The sequence below is a fragment of the Salegentibacter flavus genome (genome assembly GCF_900115145.1).
Classification (GTDB): Bacteria; Bacteroidota; Bacteroidia; order Flavobacteriales; family Flavobacteriaceae; genus Salegentibacter; species Salegentibacter flavus.
Genome location: NZ_FOVL01000002.1, coordinates 135,161 through 154,655, shown reverse-complemented (window position 1 = coordinate 154,655; position 19,495 = coordinate 135,161). Strand labels below are relative to the sequence as shown.

24 protein-coding genes and 5 tRNA genes are annotated in these 19,495 nt (G+C 40.1%); 4 read left to right on the top strand and 25 right to left on the bottom strand.

Features of this window, described 5'->3' with window-relative positions; translation table 11 throughout:
- Positions 1–23: 23 nt before the first annotated feature.
- The 22 genes from rplL to BM266_RS02860 form a co-directional block, all read right to left on the bottom strand.
- Positions 24–401: a 50S ribosomal protein L7/L12 gene (gene rplL / locus BM266_RS02960; RefSeq protein ID WP_093405655.1), complete on the bottom strand. Its 378-nt coding sequence runs from the start codon at positions 399–401 to the stop codon at positions 24–26.
- A gap of 57 nt (positions 402–458) precedes the next feature.
- Positions 459–980, bottom strand: a complete 522-nt coding sequence (gene rplJ / locus BM266_RS02955) for a 50S ribosomal protein L10 (RefSeq protein ID WP_093405653.1) — start codon at positions 978–980, stop codon at positions 459–461.
- 10 nt (positions 981–990) lie between these two features.
- The gene (gene rplA / locus BM266_RS02950; protein WP_093405650.1) at positions 991–1,689 is read right to left on the bottom strand and encodes a 50S ribosomal protein L1; all 699 of its coding nucleotides are present in this window, start codon (positions 1,687–1,689) and stop codon (positions 991–993) included.
- A gap of 19 nt (positions 1,690–1,708) precedes the next feature.
- The gene (gene rplK, locus BM266_RS02945; RefSeq protein ID WP_093405648.1) at positions 1,709–2,146 is read right to left on the bottom strand and encodes a 50S ribosomal protein L11; all 438 of its coding nucleotides are present in this window, start codon (positions 2,144–2,146) and stop codon (positions 1,709–1,711) included.
- A 79-nt stretch (positions 2,147–2,225) separates the two neighbouring features.
- Positions 2,226–2,777, bottom strand: coding sequence for a transcription termination/antitermination protein NusG (gene nusG, locus BM266_RS02940; RefSeq protein WP_093405645.1), 552 nt, complete (start codon positions 2,775–2,777; stop codon positions 2,226–2,228).
- A gap of 12 nt (positions 2,778–2,789) precedes the next feature.
- A complete protein-coding gene (gene secE, locus BM266_RS02935) occupies positions 2,790–2,987 on the bottom strand; it encodes a preprotein translocase subunit SecE (protein ID WP_093405919.1) in 198 nt (65 codons plus the stop codon).
- A gap of 78 nt (positions 2,988–3,065) precedes the next feature.
- Positions 3,066–3,138: transfer RNA gene (locus BM266_RS02930), tRNA-Trp, on the bottom strand.
- A 60-nt stretch (positions 3,139–3,198) separates the two neighbouring features.
- On the bottom strand, positions 3,199–4,386 hold the full coding sequence (gene tuf, locus BM266_RS02925) for an elongation factor Tu (protein ID WP_093405643.1): 1,188 nt from the start codon (positions 4,384–4,386) through the stop codon (positions 3,199–3,201).
- A gap of 58 nt (positions 4,387–4,444) precedes the next feature.
- Positions 4,445–4,516 (bottom strand) — tRNA-Thr (locus tag BM266_RS02920).
- Between the two features lie 310 nt (positions 4,517–4,826).
- Positions 4,827–4,899, bottom strand: a tRNA-Gly gene (locus BM266_RS02915).
- A gap of 67 nt (positions 4,900–4,966) precedes the next feature.
- Positions 4,967–5,048 (bottom strand) — tRNA-Tyr (locus BM266_RS02910).
- A 218-nt stretch (positions 5,049–5,266) separates the two neighbouring features.
- A tRNA-Thr gene (locus tag BM266_RS02905) sits at positions 5,267–5,340 on the bottom strand.
- A 103-nt stretch (positions 5,341–5,443) separates the two neighbouring features.
- A complete protein-coding gene (gene hpf / locus BM266_RS02900; RefSeq protein WP_081211346.1) occupies positions 5,444–5,746 on the bottom strand; it encodes a ribosome hibernation-promoting factor, HPF/YfiA family in 303 nt (100 codons plus the stop codon).
- A gap of 33 nt (positions 5,747–5,779) precedes the next feature.
- On the bottom strand, positions 5,780–6,670 hold the full coding sequence (locus BM266_RS02895) for a tyrosine-type recombinase/integrase (RefSeq protein ID WP_093405640.1): 891 nt from the start codon (positions 6,668–6,670) through the stop codon (positions 5,780–5,782).
- A 157-nt stretch (positions 6,671–6,827) separates the two neighbouring features.
- Complete coding sequence (gene rpsU, locus BM266_RS02890) at positions 6,828–7,022, bottom strand: 30S ribosomal protein S21 (protein WP_081211342.1); 195 nt, start codon at positions 7,020–7,022, stop codon at positions 6,828–6,830.
- Positions 7,023–7,119: 97 nt separating this feature from the next.
- Positions 7,120–8,289, bottom strand: coding sequence for an acyl-CoA dehydrogenase family protein (locus BM266_RS02885; RefSeq protein WP_093405638.1), 1,170 nt, complete (start codon positions 8,287–8,289; stop codon positions 7,120–7,122).
- Between the two features lie 133 nt (positions 8,290–8,422).
- A complete protein-coding gene (locus BM266_RS17315; RefSeq protein WP_245760373.1) occupies positions 8,423–8,812 on the bottom strand; it encodes a ComEA family DNA-binding protein in 390 nt (129 codons plus the stop codon).
- A gap of 147 nt (positions 8,813–8,959) precedes the next feature.
- Positions 8,960–9,295 (bottom strand): hypothetical protein, encoded by a 336-nt coding sequence (locus tag BM266_RS17310; RefSeq protein ID WP_245760372.1) that lies wholly within the window; start codon positions 9,293–9,295, stop codon positions 8,960–8,962.
- A gap of 11 nt (positions 9,296–9,306) precedes the next feature.
- On the bottom strand, positions 9,307–11,385 hold the full coding sequence (locus BM266_RS02875; protein WP_093405635.1) for an amino acid carrier protein: 2,079 nt from the start codon (positions 11,383–11,385) through the stop codon (positions 9,307–9,309).
- Positions 11,386–11,520: 135 nt separating this feature from the next.
- The gene (locus BM266_RS02870) at positions 11,521–11,751 is read right to left on the bottom strand and encodes a PspC family transcriptional regulator (RefSeq protein ID WP_093405633.1); all 231 of its coding nucleotides are present in this window, start codon (positions 11,749–11,751) and stop codon (positions 11,521–11,523) included.
- Positions 11,752–11,774: 23 nt separating this feature from the next.
- Positions 11,775–13,055 carry a DUF2851 family protein gene (locus BM266_RS02865; RefSeq protein ID WP_093405629.1) on the bottom strand — a complete coding sequence of 427 codons (1,281 nt, stop codon included), beginning with the start codon at positions 13,053–13,055 and terminating at the stop codon, positions 11,775–11,777.
- A 44-nt stretch (positions 13,056–13,099) separates the two neighbouring features.
- On the bottom strand, positions 13,100–13,804 hold the full coding sequence (locus BM266_RS02860; RefSeq protein WP_093405627.1) for an SGNH/GDSL hydrolase family protein: 705 nt from the start codon (positions 13,802–13,804) through the stop codon (positions 13,100–13,102).
- Between the two features lie 58 nt (positions 13,805–13,862).
- Between BM266_RS02860 and BM266_RS02855 the strand changes: the two genes are divergently transcribed.
- Positions 13,863–14,429 carry a hypothetical protein gene (locus BM266_RS02855; RefSeq protein ID WP_093405624.1) on the top strand — a complete coding sequence of 189 codons (567 nt, stop codon included), beginning with the start codon at positions 13,863–13,865 and terminating at the stop codon, positions 14,427–14,429.
- 20 nt (positions 14,430–14,449) lie between these two features.
- On the opposite strand, the gene BM266_RS02850 is transcribed toward BM266_RS02855, so the two are convergent.
- The gene (locus tag BM266_RS02850; RefSeq protein ID WP_093405621.1) at positions 14,450–15,430 is read right to left on the bottom strand and encodes a PLP-dependent cysteine synthase family protein; all 981 of its coding nucleotides are present in this window, start codon (positions 15,428–15,430) and stop codon (positions 14,450–14,452) included.
- Positions 15,431–15,490: 60 nt separating this feature from the next.
- Positions 15,491–16,723, bottom strand: coding sequence for an ABC transporter permease (locus BM266_RS02845; RefSeq protein WP_093405619.1), 1,233 nt, complete (start codon positions 16,721–16,723; stop codon positions 15,491–15,493).
- A gap of 9 nt (positions 16,724–16,732) precedes the next feature.
- On the opposite strand from BM266_RS02845, the gene BM266_RS02840 reads away from it, so the two are divergent.
- Positions 16,733–17,962 (top strand): exo-beta-N-acetylmuramidase NamZ family protein, encoded by a 1,230-nt coding sequence (locus BM266_RS02840; protein ID WP_093405917.1) that lies wholly within the window; start codon positions 16,733–16,735, stop codon positions 17,960–17,962.
- A 17-nt stretch (positions 17,963–17,979) separates the two neighbouring features.
- Entirely contained in the window at positions 17,980–18,207 is a 228-nt protein-coding gene (locus BM266_RS17565; RefSeq protein WP_093405616.1) for a PLD nuclease N-terminal domain-containing protein, read from the top strand.
- A gap of 14 nt (positions 18,208–18,221) precedes the next feature.
- Here BM266_RS17565 and BM266_RS02830 read toward each other — a convergent pair whose 3' ends face one another.
- Positions 18,222–18,716, bottom strand: a complete 495-nt coding sequence (locus BM266_RS02830; RefSeq protein ID WP_093405614.1) for a YkgJ family cysteine cluster protein — start codon at positions 18,714–18,716, stop codon at positions 18,222–18,224.
- 11 nt (positions 18,717–18,727) lie between these two features.
- On the opposite strand from BM266_RS02830, the gene BM266_RS02825 reads away from it, so the two are divergent.
- Positions 18,728–19,462 carry a class I SAM-dependent methyltransferase gene (locus BM266_RS02825; RefSeq protein WP_093405610.1) on the top strand — a complete coding sequence of 245 codons (735 nt, stop codon included), beginning with the start codon at positions 18,728–18,730 and terminating at the stop codon, positions 19,460–19,462.
- Positions 19,463–19,495 lie beyond the last annotated feature (33 nt).

The window sequence follows — 19,495 nt, the reverse complement described above, 5'->3', positions numbered from 1 at the left end:
TAAATAATATTGCTTCGGCAAGCTTATTTAAGCTCAACCTCGGCTCCTGCTTCTTCTAACTGTGCTTTAAGTGCTTCGGCTTCATCTTTTGTTACTCCTTCTTTTACTGGAGCAGGCGCGCCATCTACTAATGCTTTAGCGTCTTTAAGACCAAGACCGGTAAGTTCTTTTACCAATTTAACTACTGCAAGTTTAGATCCACCTGGAGCATTAAGAATTACGTCGAATTCTGTTTGCTCTTCAACTTCTTCACCTTCTCCGGCAGCACCACCACCAGCAACAGCTACAGCAGCAGCTGCAGGCTCTATACCATATTCTTCTTTTAAAATATCAGCTAACTCGTTTACTTCTTTAACGGTTAAGTTAACCAATTGTTCTGCGAAATCTTTTAAATCTGCCATTTTCTATCGTTTTAAAATGTTCTTTAAATATATAATTGTTAAAAAGTGCGTACTATACTATCCTTCCTTTTCTGAAAGGGTCTTAAGAATTCCGGCTAGTTTACCGCCACCTGATTGAAGTGCTGAAATAACATTCTTAGCAGGTGATTGTAGCAATCCGATAATATCTCCAATAACTTCTTCCTTAGACTTGATGTTAACCAGGGTATCAAGATACTCATCGCCAACATAAACAGCTTCTTCTACAAAAGCTCCCTTTAAAAGAGGTTTTTCAGATTTTTTTCTGAATTCTTTGATTACTTTGGCCGGTGCGTTACCGGTTTCAGAAATCATTATTGAGGTGTTGCCTTTCAAAACTCCAGGAAGATCACCGAAATCTTTATCAGATCCTTCCATCGCTTTGGCAAGCAAGGTATTCTTAACTACCGCCAGTTGTACGTTAGCCTTGAAACAAGCTCTACGTAAATTTGTGGTCGCTCCGGCATTAAGTCCGGAAATATCAGCTAAATAAATGATTGAATTATCAGTTAACTGGGCAGTTAAATCTTCAATTACTATTGATTTTTCTTCTCTTGTCATAACTATCTAATTATTGCTCAGTGAACCTTTTAGTATCAATCTCCACACTTGGGCTCATAGTAGAAGAGATGTGTATACTTTTAATGTATACTCCCTTTGATGCCTGAGGTTTCAATTTTACCAAAGTAGTTAATAATTCTCTCGCGTTTCCGGCTAGTTTATCAGCCTCAAAAGATGCTTTCCCAATACCTGCGTGTACAATTCCGGTTTTATCAACTTTAAAGTCGATCTTACCAGCCTTAACATCAGATACTGCTTTTGCAACATCCATAGTTACGGTACCGGTCTTAGGGTTAGGCATCAACCCACGTGGTCCTAAAACACGACCAAGAGGTCCTAATTTACCCATTACACTAGGCATAGTGATAATTACATCAACATCAGTCCAGCCTCCTTTTATCTTGTCCAGATATTCATCTAATCCAACATAATCGGCGCCTGCTTGTTTTGCTTCTTCTTCCTTATCAGGAGTTACCAGAGCCAAAACCTTAACATCTTTACCAGTACCGTGTGGAAGGGTTACTACACCTCTTACCATTTGGTTGGCTTTTCTGGGATCTACGTTCAAACGAATCGCTAAATCCACAGAAGCGTCAAAGTTTTCATTGGAAACGTCCTTTATTAAAGCTGAAGCTTCTGCTACCGAATACGTTTTACCGCTTTCGATTTTAGATTGGGCTTCTTTTTGCTTTTTAGTCAATTTTGCCATTTCTTAATTTCTTTTTGGATTAAAACGGTGCGTTACCTTTTACAGTTATTCCCATTGAACGAGCTGTTCCGGCAACCATCTTCATAGCAGATTCTATAGTGAAGGCATTTAAATCCTGCATTTTGTCTTCTGCAATAGCTTTAACCTGATCCCAAGAAACACTTGCTACTTTTTTTCGGTTAGGTTCCCCTGAACCTTTTTTCGTTTTAGATGCTTCCAATAACTGTACTGCAGCTGGAGGTGTTTTAATCACAAAGTCAAAAGACTTATCTGAATAAACATTAATCGCAACCGGCAATACCTTACCTTGTTTATCCTGGGTTCTACCATTGAATTGCTTACAGAATTCCATGATGTTTACCCCGGCAGCACCTAAAGCAGGTCCAACTGGTGGTGATGGGTTAGCAGCACCCCCGCGAACTTGTAGTTTTACAACTTTACTTACTTCTTTTGCCATTTTTTCAATTTTTAGGTGATAGTTTGTTATAGTGGAAGCTTTAAAAAACTATCGAAAAAACTATGTAACAATATAATCTTTATACTTTTTCTACTTGCATATAGCTCAATTCCAATGGTGTTTTTCTTCCGAAGATCTTCACCATTACTTCAAGCTTACGCTTTTCTTCATTAATCTTTTCTACAGTACCGTTAAACCCGTTAAAAGGACCATCGATAACTTTAATGGTTTCTCCAATGGTAAAAGGTATTGCAACATTATCGGCCTTAACCGAAAGTTCATCTACCTTACCTAACATTCTGTTTACTTCAGACTTTCTCAGAGGTACCGGATCACCGCCTTTGGTTTCACCCAAAAAGCCAATTACTCCATTGATAGATTTAATAATATGAGGGATTTCTCCTCCAAGATTGGCTTGCACCATTACGTATCCAGGAAAATAAACTCGTTCCTTATTAACTTTTTTTCCGTTTCTTATCTGGATTACCTTTTCGGTAGGAACCAAAACCTGGTCAATATAATCTTCAAGATTATTATGAGCGATCTCCCGCTCAATATATTCCTTAACTTTATTCTCCTGACCACTTACAGCCCGGACTACATACCAGTTTTTATCCTTAACATCTGCCATTTCCTGCTTTTTTTAAGATTTAATCCACTTGAAGTATTCTTCAATAATCCCACTAAATACGGTGTCTACACCCCATATTGCCAGTGAAAAGATTATAGAAAATACCGCTACAAGAATGGTAAGCCTTTGAGCTTCTGGCCAGCTTGTCCAGGTAACATGGTTCTTTAACTCGTTGTAAGATTCGGATATATAATTAACAATTCCTGCCATTTCTTTCAAAGTATTTGAACGGATTGAGAGACTTCCTTCAGTTTCCCTTAGGACAGGCTTCTCGCTTCTTTTTTTCTGCACGGGTTGAGAGGCTCGAACTCCCGACACCTGGTTTTGGAGACCAGTGCTCTACCAACTGAGCTAAACCCGTAAATATAAGTGAAGGTATCCCGGCTGTTAACCAGGACACCTTTTTATATAAGAACTCTAATTAGTCTAGAATCTCAGTAACCTGACCAGCACCTACTGTTCTACCACCCTCACGGATAGCGAAACGTAGCCCAACATTCATAGCAATAGCCTGAATAAGTTCTACAGTAATAGTAAGGTTATCACCTGGCATTACCATCTCAACACCATCAGGAAGGTTAATTGTTCCTGTTACGTCAGTTGTACGCACGTAAAACTGAGGACGGTAGTTGTTATGGAATGGAGTGTGACGTCCACCTTCTTCTTTTTTAAGGATATAAACCTCAGCTTTAAATTTGGCATGTGGAGTTACAGATCCTGGCTTGGTAATTACCATACCTCTTGAAATTTGAGACTTTTCAATACCTCTAAGTAGGATACCAACGTTATCTCCAGCTTCACCTCTATCAAGAATCTTACGGAACATCTCAACTCCTGTAATAGTAGAAGTAAGTTTTCCAGCACCCATACCAATAATCTCTACAGGATCTCCGGTGTTTGCAACACCAGTCTCAATACGACCAGTTGCAACGGTACCACGACCAGTAATAGAGAATACATCCTCGATTGGCATTAAGAAAGGCTTATCTACATCACGTTCCGGAAGTTCAATCCAGCTATCTACAGCTTCCATAAGATCAAGAACGGTTTTACCCCATTTCTCATCACCTTCAAGAGCTCCAAGTGCAGAACCTGAAATTACAGGACCATTATCACCATCATACTCATAGAAAGAAAGAAGATCTCTTACTTCCATTTCAACTAGCTCTAAAAGCTCCTCATCATCAACAAGGTCTACTTTATTCAAGAACACAACGATTCTAGGGATACCAACCTGGCGTCCAAGAAGGATGTGCTCACGAGTTTGTGGCATAGGTCCATCAGTCGCAGCTACAACAAGAATAGCACCATCCATTTGAGCAGCACCTGTAACCATGTTCTTTACATAATCGGCGTGACCAGGACAGTCAACGTGAGCATAGTGACGACTTGCAGTTGAATACTCTACGTGTGAAGAGTTAATTGTAATACCTCTTTCTTTTTCTTCAGGTGCATTATCGATTTGATCAAAAGCACTCGCTTCTGAATAACCAGCATCAGCCATTACCTTAGTAATAGCAGCAGTTAAAGTCGTTTTTCCGTGATCTACGTGTCCAATAGTACCTATATTAAGGTGCGGCTTGGACCGATCGTAAGTTTCCTTTGCCATAATTAATACTTATTTAATCTTAGTTATATATTAGTGTTCAATTTTATACAAAATCTAGAGCCAACGACGAGAATTGAACTCGTGACCTCTTCCTTACCAAGGAAACGCTCTACCCCTGAGCTACGTCGGCTTTTAAGGAAGCATAACCCCCTATGTTTTTTTTCGGAAAACAAAAAATACCATAAGCCAGCTTCAGGCTTACGGGTCTTAGAATTGCTTATTCCTATTCTGACTCAAAGGCTAATTAAACACCTTATCTACCAAAAAATCAGAGCGGAAGACCGGGTTCCCTTCGATTCGCTCTTCAAGCTCACTCAGGACAGGCTTCTCACCCTGCTTTCTAACCCCAACAACATTCAATCCATTTATAATCAAATATTATCTTCCTCAGAAAGACTTAGAGCGGGAGGTCACGCCTCAGGCGTGACGACCTTCTCTTGAGCGGGAGACCGGGTTCGAACCGGCGACATTCAGCTTGGAAGGCTGACGCTCTACCAACTGAGCTACTCCCGCATTACATTCAAAATTTAAAATTCAAGATTAACTTTGAACCCAGAATTTTGAACCTTGAATCAAAAAGTGGGGAGAGCAGGATTCGAACCTGCGAAGTTAAAAACAGCAGATTTACAGTCTGCCCTCGTTGGCCGCTTGAGTATCTCCCCAAAACAAATTTTCCACTATTTCATAGAACCATAACCACTACCGGTTAAGCTTTATGATGTTTTTTAAAACGGCTGCAAATTAAATGAATTTTACAGCAGCATCCAAAGCATTTTTTCAAAAATCTTAAGAACAATTTTTAGCCGCCTCAACTTCAGAATTTTAATCTCTGAAATATTTTATACACAAAACGACTTTCTTTCCTTTTCAAAATTTCAAGAGCCGATGGAGGGACTCGAACCCACGACCTGCTGATTACAAATCAGCTGCTCTAGCCAGCTGAGCTACATCGGCCTCTAAGCCTACTTTTTAACATAAAAAAGTCCGCTATTTCTAACGGACTGCAAATGTAAATAAATTATTCCTTTCACAAAACAAATCTGTGAAAAAAAATCATCTAAACGTGAGCATTCATTTTTTCTTTGCGTTTAATTAATTGCCTTTGTAGGGACCCAACACATTCATCTACGCATTCTTCAAATTTTTTACAGGTCTTTTTGACTATTAACTCTCCCCCGGGAATACTGAGCAAAATTTCTGTGGTTTTGTTAGTTTTATCACTGGAGTTCTCTGTTTTCAGAAATACATCAGCATAAATTATCTTATCAAAATAGTTGTCTAGTTTATCTAATTTCCTTTGAATAAAATCAATGAGTTTCTGGTCAGCATTGAAATTTACAGACTGCACGTTCACTTTCATAATGTTGAAGAGTTTAATTAAACAATAATTGAATTAGTCTTTCTTGTTCCGGGGATGCGCCATTTTATGAACTTTGCTTAATTCAGCAATGCTGTTGTGAGTGTATACCTGAGTTGAAGCAAGACTCGAATGGCCCAGCAACTCTTTTACAGCATTGAGATTGGCTCCCTGGTTCAATAAGTGTGTCGCGAAGCTATGCCTTAGAATATGCGGACTCGTTTTTAGCTTCCCCGACACCTTACTAAAGTAATTATTAATAATCCTATAAACAAAACTTTCAGATAATTTAACGCCGGATTCAGAAATAAAAAAATGGTTTCCATTCAGACTCACTTCCAAAGCCTTTCTGGCGCTTCGATAAGCCTTAACCGATTCACAAACCGACGCCAGTAAAGGAATATATCTTTCCTTATTTCGCTTACCTAAAACCTTTATTACCTGATTTTCTTCATCGATTTCTCCAGCTTTAATATTGATAAGCTCAATTCGACGAAGCCCCGTGGTATAAAACAATTCAACAATGAGCTTGTCTCTAATTCCCACGAAAGTATCAGTTTCGAAGGAATCAAGCACCTGCTTTACTTCTTTTTCTGAAAATGGCACCTGTACTTTCACAGGAGTTTTTAGGGCCCTGTGTTTAGCAAGGGGAGAAATCTCCATGTGCCCGGTTTTTTGCAGAAACCGATAGTATGCTTTTAAAGATGATACTTTCCGGTTAACACTCCTGTTAGAGATCCCACTTTCCACCAGACTCACGATCCAGGTTCTTATTTGTGGATAGTTTACTTCAGTCAGATCTTCAGAATCAAATTCCTCTTTTAAAAAATTCTGAAACGCAGAAAGATCAGCCTTGTAGGCGGTAAGGGTATGCGCAGAGTAATTCTTCTCTAAATGCAAATAATCCAGAAACTGGGAAAAGGGCATAAAAAAACTGTTGGAAAACAAAGTTATGAAACTTTAGTTTACCAACAGTTATATTGCAATACCAAGAAGCAAGGCTATCCTGGATTTAATTTTAAATCTCTGTAAGAGAAACTTTCTGCAATAAGATTTCCGCCTTCACGGAAATGATTAAAAAGCTCTAGATGTCTTCTTGATCTCTTAAATGCTGAATGTATTCTGCTTTTTGGATTTGAGCCCTACGTTCTACTGACGGCTTTGTGAAATGTTGACGACTTCTCAACTGACGCATCGTGCCCGTTTTATCGAATTTTCTCTTAAAACGCTTCAGCGCTCTATCAATATTTTCTCCGTCTTTTACTGGTATTATTAACATAGTGTCACCTCCTTTCATTAAAAATTAGGCTGCAAATATAATTCAATTATACAAACCCACAATTATTATTCAGATTATTTCCTGCGGGGCATAAAATTTATTTTGCCGCGGGTTTATATTCCTTTTTATCGATGATCATCTTGGCTATTATCTCTCTCAAAATCTCTGAGGTTCCTCCTCCAATAGGCCCTAAACGGCTATCGCGCAACATTCTTGCAAGCGGGTAATCTTCCATATAACCATAACCGCCCAACATCTGTAAACAATCATAGATTACCTGGTCGGCAATTTTAGTAGAAAGCAGCTTAGACATACTGGCTTCTTTCACCACATATTCCCCGGCCTGCATTCTTTTGGTAACCGAATAATTAAATTCCCGACACATTTCAACTTCACTCGCCATATCGGCAATTTTGTGCCTTAATGCCTGAAACTTATTAATAGTCTTTCCGAAGGCTTCCCTTTCGGCCATATATTCCAGGGTATAATCCAGGGCATATGCGGCGCGCGCATGGGCGTTTATCCCCATAATCAATCGTTCCATTGCAAAATGCTCCATAATATATGAAAAGCCTTTATTCTCTTCGCCCATCAAATGATCGGCCGGGATCTCTACATTGTCAAAAGCTATTTCAGCAGTATCTGAAGCTCTCCAGCCCAGTTTATCGAGTTTAGAGGAAGAAATTCCGGGAGTATCGCGATCTACCATAAAAATGCTCATCCCCTTACCCCCCTTCCCGGGGTCGGTTTTAGCGGCTACTACCAGGTAATCTGAATACACACCGTTAGTGATAAAGGTCTTAGATCCATTCAGGATATATTTGTCTCCTTTTTTAACGGCAGTACTTCGCATTCCTGCAACATCGGAACCTCCAAAGGGCTCAGTAATACATAAGCATCCTATTTTCTCGCCGTCTATACTTGGAGTCAGGTATTTCTGCTTAATCTCTTCGCTACCTTCTGTCTTCACATGAGTCATCGCCAGGTATGCATGCGCCCACATAGCTGCAGCAAATCCGCCGGAGTTGATCTTTTGCAATTCTTCCAGAAAGATTACCGTATAAAAAAGGTCCAGACCCATTCCGCCGTATTCTTCAGGTTGATTTAGGCCGAAATATCCCATTTCCCCGAATTTCTTCCAGATGAAACGCTCGATCTCTCCGGTTTTCTCCCATTTATCTATATAAGGCACAACCTCCTTATGAAGGAAATCCTTAAAACTCTTTCTGAATAGTTCGTGTTCTTCTGTAAAATACATACTGTTCATGCGCTAATAATAGGTTTTAGGGTTAGCTGAAGTTTACCCTTTAAATTTTAACTTGTTAAAAATAAAATGATTTTTCAAGATTCCGAAATAAAAAATTCAGGTAAATCCCGTTTAGAAAGATAATTCAGAAATCTTAATCAAGGCTCAAATATAATTGAATCCTATCAATCTTATCCCCCGGAAATCGCTCTAATTTTGATAATTCCTCAAAATTATTAATTTTCTCGTGTAACAATCTGTAGTCAATAATTTCCCTTGCCAGCTCATAGCCAATATATGGCACTTCACTTAACTCCAGCAAACCGGCTTCATTAATGTCTATGATTTCTACTGGTGGTTTGCTTTTTACAGTGAACTGCGCATTTAGTTTTTCACGGGTTTCGTAATTCAGCCCGTAAATATCCTTTAGCTGAATGTCGTTTACAAAACCACCAATCTTATTGCGATAAGTTATGATTCTCCTGGAAAGCACTTCCCCGATGCCGTTTATTTCCTGAAGCTCTTCTGCAGTGGCTTTATTCAAGTCAGTTTTCTCAGAAAAACTTCGGTTAACCACACTTGATTTTTGGTACTGGGTTCGTCTGGGATTAGTTACCCATTCCGGAAATTTAAAATAAGGGGAAATAATTTGGAGCAAAGAATCAGAAACTCCTGTTACTTTCTGAAATTCTCATGCCGAGTTTACCCACTTATCCCCGGCCCGGTATTTATGAAGCCGATCTATTTCTTCCAGGTTCATACCGAGAATGTAGCCACGGTAATCCGTTATATAATTAGGGTTAAAAGGAAATATCTTCAGGGTATCAGCAGCTGCTTTTGCGGTTCTAATAGAGTCTATTTGCTTCTGAAATCTTTCTATTTCCTCATCTTCTGCAGAAATAGCATTCCCGGCATTGGAATCCATAAAATAATAAACTCCCTGCAGCACTAAAACAATTAATACCAAAAGAAAGACCCCATTTTGTTGATTTCTCGAAAAAACAAAATGGGATCTTAAACCTTTCATTGTAAATTAAGTTAGCTCGCTTTGGCCTCCTGCTGTTTTTTAAACAGCTCGCCGGCCTTTAATTTACGGAAATATTCTCTAAGATCTTCCCGCACCTCACCAGACATTATATAAAGCCCGATAATATTAGGAAAAGACATCGCAAGTATCATCATATCTGAGAAGTCAAGAACAGCACCTAAACTAATGGATGCTCCCACCACTACAAATACCAGGAAAAGTACTTTATATACCAGTTCAGTTTTTTTGCTTTTTCCAAAAAGGTAAGTCCAGGAACGCATTCCGTAGTATGACCAGGAGATCATTGTTGAAAAAGCAAAAAGGAATACCGCCAAAGCAAGTACATAAGGGAACCAGGAAATAACACTGGCAAAAGCATCAGAGGTTAATTGTACTCCTCCTACACCTTCTATCTCGTGCATTCCGGTAAAGATAAGAACCAAAGCAGTTAAGGTACATACCACAACGGTATCTATAAAGGGCTCAAGCAAAGCCACAAAACCTTCAGAAGGCGGATGATTTGTTTTTGCAGCAGAGTGAGCGATCGCAGCAGATCCTACTCCGGCTTCGTTAGAGAAAGCAGCCCTCTGGAATCCTACTACCAGTACTCCTATAATCCCCCCTTTTAATGCTGTTGGATTAAACGCTCCATTATAAATTGCTGCAAAAGCAGGTCCTATATTTTCATAGTTTATAATGATAACTGTAAGTGCTCCCAAAATATATACACCTGCCATAAAAGGAACTACTTTCCCGGTTACTTTAGCAATACTCTGTATACCTCCAATAATTACAATACCAACAAGTACAGCGATCACTAACCCGAACCAGAATCCATTTCCAACTAACATTGGGAATTGTCCTGAGAGAATCTCAAAAGACTGGTTCGCCTGGAACATATTCCCTCCTCCAAAAGAAGCTCCTATCCCAAGAATAGCGAAAAATGCTGCCAGAAATTTCCCGAGTCCGCGCATATTTCTTTTTTCAAGTCCGTAGCGCAGGTAATTCATCGGACCTCCGAAGATTCGGCCTTCGGAGTTAATAAATCTGTATTTTACCCCTAAAGTACATTCCACAAATTTGGAAGACATTCCTAAAATACCGGCAACGATCATCCAGAAGGTGGCTCCTGCCCCTCCCAGGGAAACTGCCACGGCTACTCCGGCAATATTCCCTAAACCAACGGTTGCCGAAACAGCAGTTGTAAGAGCTTGAAAGTGAGTAATACTTCCAGGAGCATTAGGATCGTCATATTTCCCTTTGGCCAGGTCTAACGCATGCCTGAATCCTCTAAAATTAATAAAGCCCATTCTAACTGTAAAAAAGGCTGCACCAAAGATCAGCCAGATTACGATAAAGGGAATATTGTGGGTTTGAGGATCCCCGTTAGGGTGAGTCAACATTTCCGGTTCGTCATATTCTATACTGGCAAGAAAATGCGCCCCGGCCTGGATAACATCTTGAGTATTCTCATAATCATAAATAACCCCGCCCTCCTGTACTTTGTACTGAAGTTGACCGGTCGCATTAGCGTAAGCATTTATATCGGGGCCCTTTTCTGAAGCTATAATTGCGATAAGATCGCCTTCTTCCACGTGTTCTCCTTCTGCAACCCTCCATTCCTTAAGAACAAAACGCTCTTCAATCCCGGCTTCCCAGCCCGGAGTAGGCACATTTTTTATATCGGCATAAGCTATTGGATCATATACCCCAATTGCAGAAAATGGATCCCAGAAGAGAATGGCTGTCATACTTTCTACTATAGGAACGAAGGTACCATTGAAGTGTTCGGTAATTGCTTCGGCCTCCACCTTGTAGGACCGGGTGGTAGAGGTGCCTTCACTATCGGTGATTATAATGTTATAAGAAATTCCTTCGGTTAGGCCTTCAGCACGCTCTGAATTTAAACCGGTTTCCTGATGAGACCATTTATAGGTATAGGGAGGAACTCCCCCGCTTACATCCAGATCTATAAAACCATTATTAATTACGTTTGAAGGATTCCCTAATTTGGCCTCAACTTCAAGTTCCTGAGCGTTTACTTCTACAATTGAAAATAAAAAGAACAATGAAAGTATATACTTTCCCATATAGATTATTAGTTAATTAAGCATCTTATTTTTCAGCGAAGCAAGATGCTAAAAAAATAGCCTTTTTCAAATTTTTAGGAGTTAAATTCTAAAGGAATTGTTAAAAATGAATATTCTCCCAGTTTCAAAACCAATTTATAGGTCGAAAACAGAAGAGCGTTTTGTATAAACCAGGTCTTTGAGTTTTAGCCAAAATGCCAGGGTCAAATAAACCACAAAACCAATTCCCATGGTGAAAAAAGACGCATAGATAAAGAATAGTCGCACACTCTTTGCCCGCATCCCGATTTTATCGGCCAGGCGGGAAGAAACATAGAAACCACGTCTTTCAAAAAAATATCTTATGTTGTGAATCAGGGTAAGCATAATGCAAAGATAAACTTTCCCAATTAATTTACAGCCTGTAATAAGCCTGCTCCAATTTCGCAATTCAAACATTTATTCAAATCGCAATAGTTGTTTTTTAGCTGAAGAACTGCTTGGGAATCCAGAGCATTTCTCGCGGTGCCGGGTCTCAAAAAATTAAATTTATCGATGACACTGTTGCTTTCGGCTTTTATTTCGGTTAATATTTTCAGTATATCTTCTTTCGGTTCCTCACCTGTTTCACGAGCATAGCAAAATTTAAGGGGCACAACAGTATTGATCACAACAAGGTCTACAAAACTATTTGTAATCCTTTTGGCTCGTTTTTTATGGGATTTATCAAAACTATAATGGGTCTGCCAGAATTCTGAAGTTTCTACCTTAAAAATCTCAAAAATAGAATTGAGCTCCTTCGCCCTGATAAGTTCAGAAAAAAGATTCTTATGCCGGTGATACAGCGAAGCCAGCTGGGAGAGCCGGATATTTGAAAAATTATCGGGTCTCAACCTAAAGAATTTAGGATGGATAACCTGTTCATTTTTAAGTTGATATTTATGCCGCAGGAACTCATATTCCCTTTTAAGATTTTCGAAATAAGTTTCTGAAAAATCCTCCTCAAGAAAACCGGCCTGTCCAAAAAACAAAGCCTCCAGATTTAACCTCTCTAAAGCACATTTTTGAACCAGGGTAAAATCAAAACTCTGGGCAAAGCTCAGGAAAGCGTCTCCGTTTACATTCAACCCGAAGTTTTTGGAAAGGAGCCTAAACAAAACCGCTTCCCAATTATTTTCAGAAGCCTTTAGCATTTCCAGAATCAACTCCGATTTATTTTCCAGTCTCTCAGAATAAACCCGTTCGAGCCAATGCCGCAATTTAAATTCATCTATCTCAGGAAAGTTTTTTTCGCAATTGATCCATTTCTCCCGGGTCGTTACCAGGTCCCGATATTTGTTTACCAGAGCTCTGTCAACCAACCCGCTTAAAGCCAGGCTTGGGATTATAGAATTATTCTTCCGGTATACCTCAATATTATCTTCCCAGACAACGTGAAGTATTACATTGTCATAATTGCTATCGGTCTCATGCCGGTGAAAATACCAGTCTGAAGCTCTCAAATGAATTTCCACATTTCCTGCCCAAAGCTGATTCCCAATGCGTATTCTCGCATTAAAAAAATCAGGACCAGAATTATAATTATGCATCCCCGGATCTACCAGTACAATAGGTTGACCATCTGAGGTGCGGGCCCGGGTAAAATCAAATTTTTTATGTTTCCAGAGATAATGTAGAAAATCTTCTTGCATTTATTAAATTTAGAAAACTCCCTACCTCTTTAAAAATCCCCGCCTTAGTTTGGCAGTTTTTGGGTGATTTCATCTATAATCTCTTCAACCCAATAGCGGTACATCGTACCACTGGGATGAAGCTCATCCTCTACAAGCAGCCCGGGATCGCGGGCGGCTTCCCGGGAAATGGGAGTGATGTTATAAAAGTCAACGTCATATTCTTCGGCAAGCCTTCTGAAAACCGCGTTGAATTCAGCGATTTCAGCCGAGATCTCTTCAGAGTTCTCCCCGGCAAAAGGAGTTACTCCATAGTCTGGAATACTTAAAGCGAAGACTCCCCGCTCACGTGTTTTTGAATAATTAAGCGCCATTCTAAACACTTCTCTTAGATCTTCTTCATATTCTCTTATGGTTTTCCCCTGGTATTGATCATTCACTCCTATGAGAATTGAAACCAGATCGAACTTGCGGGTATAATTCAACTCCTTTTCCATCGCCTTAAAAAGATTTCGGCTGGTCCAGCCCGTTTGGGCGATAATTTTTGGAGGCGCAACTTTATATCCCCTGTCGCGTAAATTAGTTACCAGTTGGACTGGCCAGCGCTCATCTTCAGCTACACCTTCACCTATGGTATAAGAATCTCCCAGGGCTAAATAACTGTAATTCATCTCATACTCACGATCTACATCTTCCTGCACTGTTTCAACGAGACTTCCGCAGCTGATGACGAAGGCAGCGACTATCAGAATTAGTAATATTTTTTTCATCCAAATTTATTTTAAGCCTGAAAATACTGTATTTTGCAATAACCCAAAACTTTTAAGTATGCAAAAGATCTACTTTTCCTTAATTTTATTTTTAAGCTTTTCCTTTTTTTATGCTCAGCAAAGTCCGGCAGAAAAATTCTGGACACAGCTACAAGGTCACTGCGGGGAAGCTTATGAGGGCACAATAACCAGTGAGAATCCCGGAGAGGATTTCGCAGGTAAGAAGCTTATCATGCACGTGAGGTCCTGCGATGAAAACAGTATTAAAATTCCCTTCTTTGTAGGAGACGATAAATCACGTACCTGGGTGCTTACCTTTAAGGACAACAAGATAAAATTAAAACACGACCACCGTCACCGCGATGGTTCAGAAGACAGGATCACACAGTATGGCGGACAAGCAACAAATACAGGACTTGCCGATCTACAAGTTTTTCCTGCCGACATGGAAACAGCCGAATTACTTCCGGCAGCAGCTACCAATGTTTGGTTTATTGGTCTCGATGAAGACAATTTTACCTATAATTTAAAACGTATAGGCTCTGATACCGATTTCTCTGTTGAATTCGATTTAAGCCAACCGGTGGGAAACCCAGGAGCACCCTGGGGATGGGAGGAAAATTAAAATATAGGACCACAAACAGTTTATTCCAGATATCCCATCTTTTTCATCCACTCATCATTGTACATTTTTCCAACATACCTGCTGCCATGATCGTGAAATAAAACTACCACCACATCGTCTTTGGTAAAATGCTCTTTTAACTGAAGCAGTCCCTTTGCCGCTGCTCCGGCCGAATTCCCGAGGAAGAAACCTTCTTCTTTGGCCAGCTTCCTGGTATATATGGCCGCATCTTTATCGGTCACTTTGGTAAATCCGTCTATTACGCTAAAATCTACATTCTTAGGCAGAATATCTTCTCCAATTCCTTCGGTTACGTAAGGATAGATCTCATTTTTATCAAAGATCCCGGTTTCGTGGTATTTCTTAAATACCGAACCATAAGTATCGATTCCCCAAACTTTGATATTGGGGTTTTGTTCTTTCAGATATTTCCCTACTCCCGAAATTGTTCCTCCGGTTCCTACCCCAACCACAAAATGGGTGACCTTTCCATCGGTTTGTCTCCAAATCTCAGGGCCTGTGGTTTCGTAATGGGCCTGGGTATTGGCCAGATTATCATATTGGTTCACATACCACGAATTAGGCGTTTCTTCAGCCAATCTTTTTGAAGTTGAATAATAAGACCTTGGATCTTCCGGTGCAACATCAGTAGGACAAACTATTACTTCACTACCAACAGCCTTAAGAATATCTATCTTTTCCTTGCTTTGTTTATCTGAGATCACACATACCATCTTGTAACCTTTCACGATGGCCGCCAGGGCAAGGCCCATTCCGGTATTTCCAGAGGTCCCTTCAATTATGGTGCCGCCCGGTTTCAATTTTCCGCTTTTCTCTGCCTCTTCTATCATTTTTACGGCCATTCTGTCCTTTACAGAATTACCGGGATTAAAAGTCTCGTATTTGGCCAGGACCAGGGCATCTATATCTTTCGTTATTTTATTCATCTTCACCAAAGGAGTGTTCCCGATGGTGCCTAAAATGTTTTCTGCGTATTCCATAAAAAGTTTTAACAATTATAACTCACCATAGTAGTCGAAATAACTCTTATGGCTTTCATTTTATTCAAATTTAATAGCTTTTGCGGGGGATATTTTTGAAATGATCACCGATGGGATCAACAGCATCAGCATACATAATATCAGGGTGCCGATATTTACTGCAAGAATATAATCCCAGTTTATATAAACCGGAACTTCGGTTACATAATAGGTGTCAGGGTTCAATGGGAATAATTTAAAATATTTCTGAATCAGCAGCAAGCCTATTCCTATAAGATTTCCCCAGAATAACCCTAATAGGATAAGATAGCCTGCATTGTACAAAAATATCTTTCTTATGCTCCAGTCTCCGCTTCCTAAAGCTTTCAGAATTCCTATCATCTGGGTGCGTTCCAGGATTAAAACCAGCAAGGCGGTGATCATATTTATTCCCGCAACCAGAATCATTATCCCGATGATAAGCGCAATATTGAAATCAAACAGCTCCAGCCATTCAAAAATGGAATAATATTTCTGATTGATCGTTTGCGCATCAAGAAACGAACCCGTGTTTTCATAAACTTCCTGACCTTTCTCGTCCAGTTCACCAAAATCACTTATAAAAACCTCAAAATTTCCTACCTCATCATCCTCCCAGCGATTGATACGCTGAATATGCCTAATATCTGCAAGCATATACAACTCGTCGAATTCCTGGAAGCCAGAACTGTAAATCCCCGTAATTACGAAAGCCCGAAGCAGCGGCCGGTCACTTTCTTCCCTCAGAAAATAAGTAGGCACTTTATCTCCAATCTGTAAACCTAACCTGTTAGAAAGGTAGGCCGAGATCATCACCTCATCATTGAGCGTTCCGGTAAATTCAGGAATTTCACCTGATGTTATAAATTCTTCAAAATTTTCCCACTTATAATCCTCTCCCAGACCTTTCACCAGGACTCCTTCAAAATCTGTTTCGGTTCTTATTATTCCGGCTTTTGTGGCCACAGCCTGAACGTGCTCAATTCCGTCCACTCGGGTGAATTCAGGATAAAAATCCTGCTCTTTGGAAATGGGTTCCAGGGAAACCTGCGAGCTATTATTATCGTAACTGGATATATTTATATGCCCGTTAAAAGCGGCGATCTTATCCCTTATCTTCTCCTGCAGTCCCAATCCCGTAGCAAAGGAAACCAACATCATAATCACCCCAATAGCAATAGCGGTTATGGCAATTTTTATTATTGGGGCAGAAATACTACTTTTATGGCCTTTGGCGCCAATGAGGCGTTTTACTACGAAAAATTCGAAATTCAATTTATCAGGATGATTAAAAGGTTATTCAAAAGTACATTTTTATTCGCTTTTATCGGACTTGTTTCCTGCAGAAACACAGATTCGCAAAAAGAAAGGCTCACAGTTTCTGAGGACCAGAACCCAGCTGAATTGACTTCAGAAGACATAATTGTAGGTGCAAATCGTCCCGAAACATACCTTCCCCTGTTGCATGGAAAAAATGTTGGTCTGGTGGGCAACCAGAGTTCGCGTATCGATAAAGAAACCGGCTATATTCATCTTGTAGACTCCCTGCTTTCACTGGATGTTAATCTAAAAAAAGTATTCGCTCCCGAGCACGGTTTCCGTGGTACGGCTGATGCCGGTGAAGCCATTGAAGACGGAAAAGATGCCGAAACCGGCCTGCCGGTGATCTCCCTTTACGGTGACAACAAAAAGCCAAAACCCGAGCAACTGGAAGGACTCGATGTGCTTATCTTCGATCTTCAGGACGTGGGAGCCCGGTTCTACACCTATATCTCTTCCCTGCATTATGTTATGGAAGCCTGTGCCGAAAATAACATACAACTCATCGTTTTTGACCGACCGAATCCAAATGGACATTATATAGACGGGCCTATCCTGGAAATGGAAAATAAAAGTTTTGTGGGAATGCATCCCATCCCAACCGTGCACGGACTCACAATGGGGGAGTATGCGAAAATGATAAATGGCGAAAAGTGGTTAAAAGATGGAATACAGTGTGACCTCGAAGTGGTAGAAATGGAGAATTACAAGCATTCCCTTGCCTATGAACTCCCGGTAAAACCATCACCTAACCTTCCCAATGCACAGTCTATAAATCTTTATCCCAGCCTCTGCTTTTTTGAAGGCACCAATGTTAATGCCGGGCGTGGCACCGATAAACAATTCCAGGTTTTTGGATCTCCTTATTTGGATAAAACCTATTTTGATTATACCTACACCCCGGAATCTAAAGATGGTGCGAAAAACCCAAAACATCTTGGTGAAACCTGTTACGGGCGGGATCTAAGTAATTATGAAGCGCTGGATAAAATCAATCTGGAATGGCTTATTGAAGCCTATAATAATACTAAAGATCAAGACAAATTCTTTAATGCGTTCTTTACAAAACTTGCCGGGACCACCAAACTTCAGCAGCAAATAGAAGAAGGACTTAGTGCAGCACAGATTCGTGAAAGCTGGAAACCGGGATTAGCAGAATTTTCTGAAAGACGTGAAAAATATTTATTATATTAAGAGATAAATAATCCCTTATGATCGAGTTAGAAACCTCCGGCTTTTGGCTTTCGGCCTTTATGGTGGCGCTCCTTGTGCTTCCGGTATTGGCTTTTGCCAGTTTGCTAAAGCAAAATTTTAAGGGGCGGCATCGATTGATCTGGGTACTGATAATAATTTTCTTACCATTTTTCGGACCTATATTGTATTTTTTAATCATAAAAAATTACAAGAAATTTAACCTCATCAAAAGGAAGTTTAAATAGTTTAGACAGCCGCCTTAGGTTTTGATCCTCCTCTTCATCTCTTCTACAATATTGTACGCAGCAGGACAAATAGCAGTATTTTTTATGGTGAGATTGGAAATCTTGTGAAAATCCTTCCTATCGGTATGCGGGAATTCCCTGCAGGCTTTTGGTCGTACCTCGTAAATGAGACAATAATTATCTGGTGCTAAAAAGGCACAGGGTACTTGCTGTAACACAAAATCATTATCCTCATCTATGCGAAGATACTGCTCGATGAACTGCTGCGGTTTGAGTTTAAGATGTTTACTTATTCTCTCGATATCCTTATTGGTAAAAAGAGGGCCGGTGGTTTTACAGCAATTGGCACAGTCCAGGCAACTGGTGCGGGAAAATTCCTCCTCGTGGAGCTCCTGCATCTGCCGGTCCAGGTCTTTGGGCCGTTTTTTCCGAAGCCGGGAAAAGAACTTTTTATTTTCCTTATGCTTATCTTTGGCCCGCTCGGGGAGATTATTTAGATTTTCCTCCATTTTGCAAAGATATGAATAACAACACTCCAGATAAAGATATCTTCGGAAAAGCGATCTCCGCTTTTTATCATCATAAGGACGACACTCCTATCCACGTGCATTCTCCCGATTTTGACGACGATGTTATCCCTGTTCCTTATTTATTCAGAAATTTTTCTGAAATGCCTCCTTTGGAGCAAAAAGCACTTCAGTTATGTTCCGGGCGCGTTCTTGATGTTGGCTGCGGCGCTGGAAGTCACGCACTCTATCTTCAGAATGAAAAGAAATTAAAAGTTACCGGAATAGATACTTCCGAAGGAGCTATTGAAATTGCAGGTTTACGAGGCCTCAAAGATGCCCGTAAAATCGATTTCTTCGACCTCCACGATGAAAAGTTCGACACGCTTTTAATGCTGATGAACGGCAGCGGAATTATCGGTAAACTCTCCAACCTGGACATCTTTTTTTTCCAGGCCAGAAACTTACTATCTCCCGGCGGTAAGATCCTTTTGGATTCTTCAGACCTGAGTTTTCTCTTTGATCGTGATGAAGATGGCGGAATCTGGGTTAATCCAGAAGATGGGTATTACGGCGAAATTCAGTTTCAGCTTAGCCATAAAAGCGAAAAAGGCGAATGGTTCAACTGGCTTTACATCGATTTTAATTCCCTGGAGCTGGCGGCACATAAAAATAATTTCACCTGTAGACTCATAAAAAAAGGGGAACACTATGATTATTTAGCCGAATTAAAGCCACAAATGCATTAAATTTATATTTTTACCAATATTTCAAATTCTGTC

Excerpts from the sequence above, each read along its gene's own strand:
- BM266_RS02840 (WP_093405917.1), top strand. The coding sequence starts at position 16,733 with ATGATTAAAAGGTTATTCAAAAGTACATTTTTATTCGCTTTTATCGGA.
- BM266_RS02825 (WP_093405610.1), top strand. The coding sequence starts at position 18,728 with ATGAATAACAACACTCCAGATAAAGATATCTTCGGAAAAGCGATCTCC.
- BM266_RS02830 (WP_093405614.1), bottom strand. The coding sequence starts at position 18,716 with ATGGAGGAAAATCTAAATAATCTCCCCGAGCGGGCCAAAGATAAGCAT.
- BM266_RS02850 (WP_093405621.1), bottom strand. The coding sequence starts at position 15,430 with ATGGAATACGCAGAAAACATTTTAGGCACCATCGGGAACACTCCTTTG.
- hpf (WP_081211346.1), bottom strand. The coding sequence starts at position 5,746 with ATGAAAGTGAACGTGCAGTCTGTAAATTTCAATGCTGACCAGAAACTC.
- tuf (WP_093405643.1), bottom strand. The coding sequence starts at position 4,386 with ATGGCAAAGGAAACTTACGATCGGTCCAAGCCGCACCTTAATATAGGT.
- BM266_RS17310 (WP_245760372.1), bottom strand. The coding sequence starts at position 9,295 with ATGAAAGGTTTAAGATCCCATTTTGTTTTTTCGAGAAATCAACAAAAT.
- rplA (WP_093405650.1), bottom strand. The coding sequence starts at position 1,689 with ATGGCAAAATTGACTAAAAAGCAAAAAGAAGCCCAATCTAAAATCGAA.
- rplK (WP_093405648.1), bottom strand. The coding sequence starts at position 2,146 with ATGGCAAAAGAAGTAAGTAAAGTTGTAAAACTACAAGTTCGCGGGGGT.
- rplJ (WP_093405653.1), bottom strand. The coding sequence starts at position 980 with ATGACAAGAGAAGAAAAATCAATAGTAATTGAAGATTTAACTGCCCAG.
- BM266_RS02885 (WP_093405638.1), bottom strand. The coding sequence starts at position 8,289 with ATGAACAGTATGTATTTTACAGAAGAACACGAACTATTCAGAAAGAGT.
- rpsU (WP_081211342.1), bottom strand. The coding sequence starts at position 7,022 with ATGTTAATAATACCAGTAAAAGACGGAGAAAATATTGATAGAGCGCTG.
- BM266_RS02860 (WP_093405627.1), bottom strand. The coding sequence starts at position 13,804 with ATGAAAAAAATATTACTAATTCTGATAGTCGCTGCCTTCGTCATCAGC.
- rplL (WP_093405655.1), bottom strand. The coding sequence starts at position 401 with ATGGCAGATTTAAAAGATTTCGCAGAACAATTGGTTAACTTAACCGTT.
- BM266_RS02870 (WP_093405633.1), bottom strand. The coding sequence starts at position 11,751 with ATGCTTACCCTGATTCACAACATAAGATATTTTTTTGAAAGACGTGGT.
- BM266_RS02895 (WP_093405640.1), bottom strand. The coding sequence starts at position 6,670 with ATGCCCTTTTCCCAGTTTCTGGATTATTTGCATTTAGAGAAGAATTAC.
- secE (WP_093405919.1), bottom strand. The coding sequence starts at position 2,987 with ATGGCAGGAATTGTTAATTATATATCCGAATCTTACAACGAGTTAAAG.
- nusG (WP_093405645.1), bottom strand. The coding sequence starts at position 2,777 with ATGGCAGATGTTAAGGATAAAAACTGGTATGTAGTCCGGGCTGTAAGT.
- BM266_RS17565 (WP_093405616.1), top strand. The coding sequence starts at position 17,980 with ATGATCGAGTTAGAAACCTCCGGCTTTTGGCTTTCGGCCTTTATGGTG.
- BM266_RS02875 (WP_093405635.1), bottom strand. The coding sequence starts at position 11,385 with ATGGGAAAGTATATACTTTCATTGTTCTTTTTATTTTCAATTGTAGAA.
- BM266_RS02855 (WP_093405624.1), top strand. The coding sequence starts at position 13,863 with ATGCAAAAGATCTACTTTTCCTTAATTTTATTTTTAAGCTTTTCCTTT.
- BM266_RS02865 (WP_093405629.1), bottom strand. The coding sequence starts at position 13,055 with ATGCAAGAAGATTTTCTACATTATCTCTGGAAACATAAAAAATTTGAT.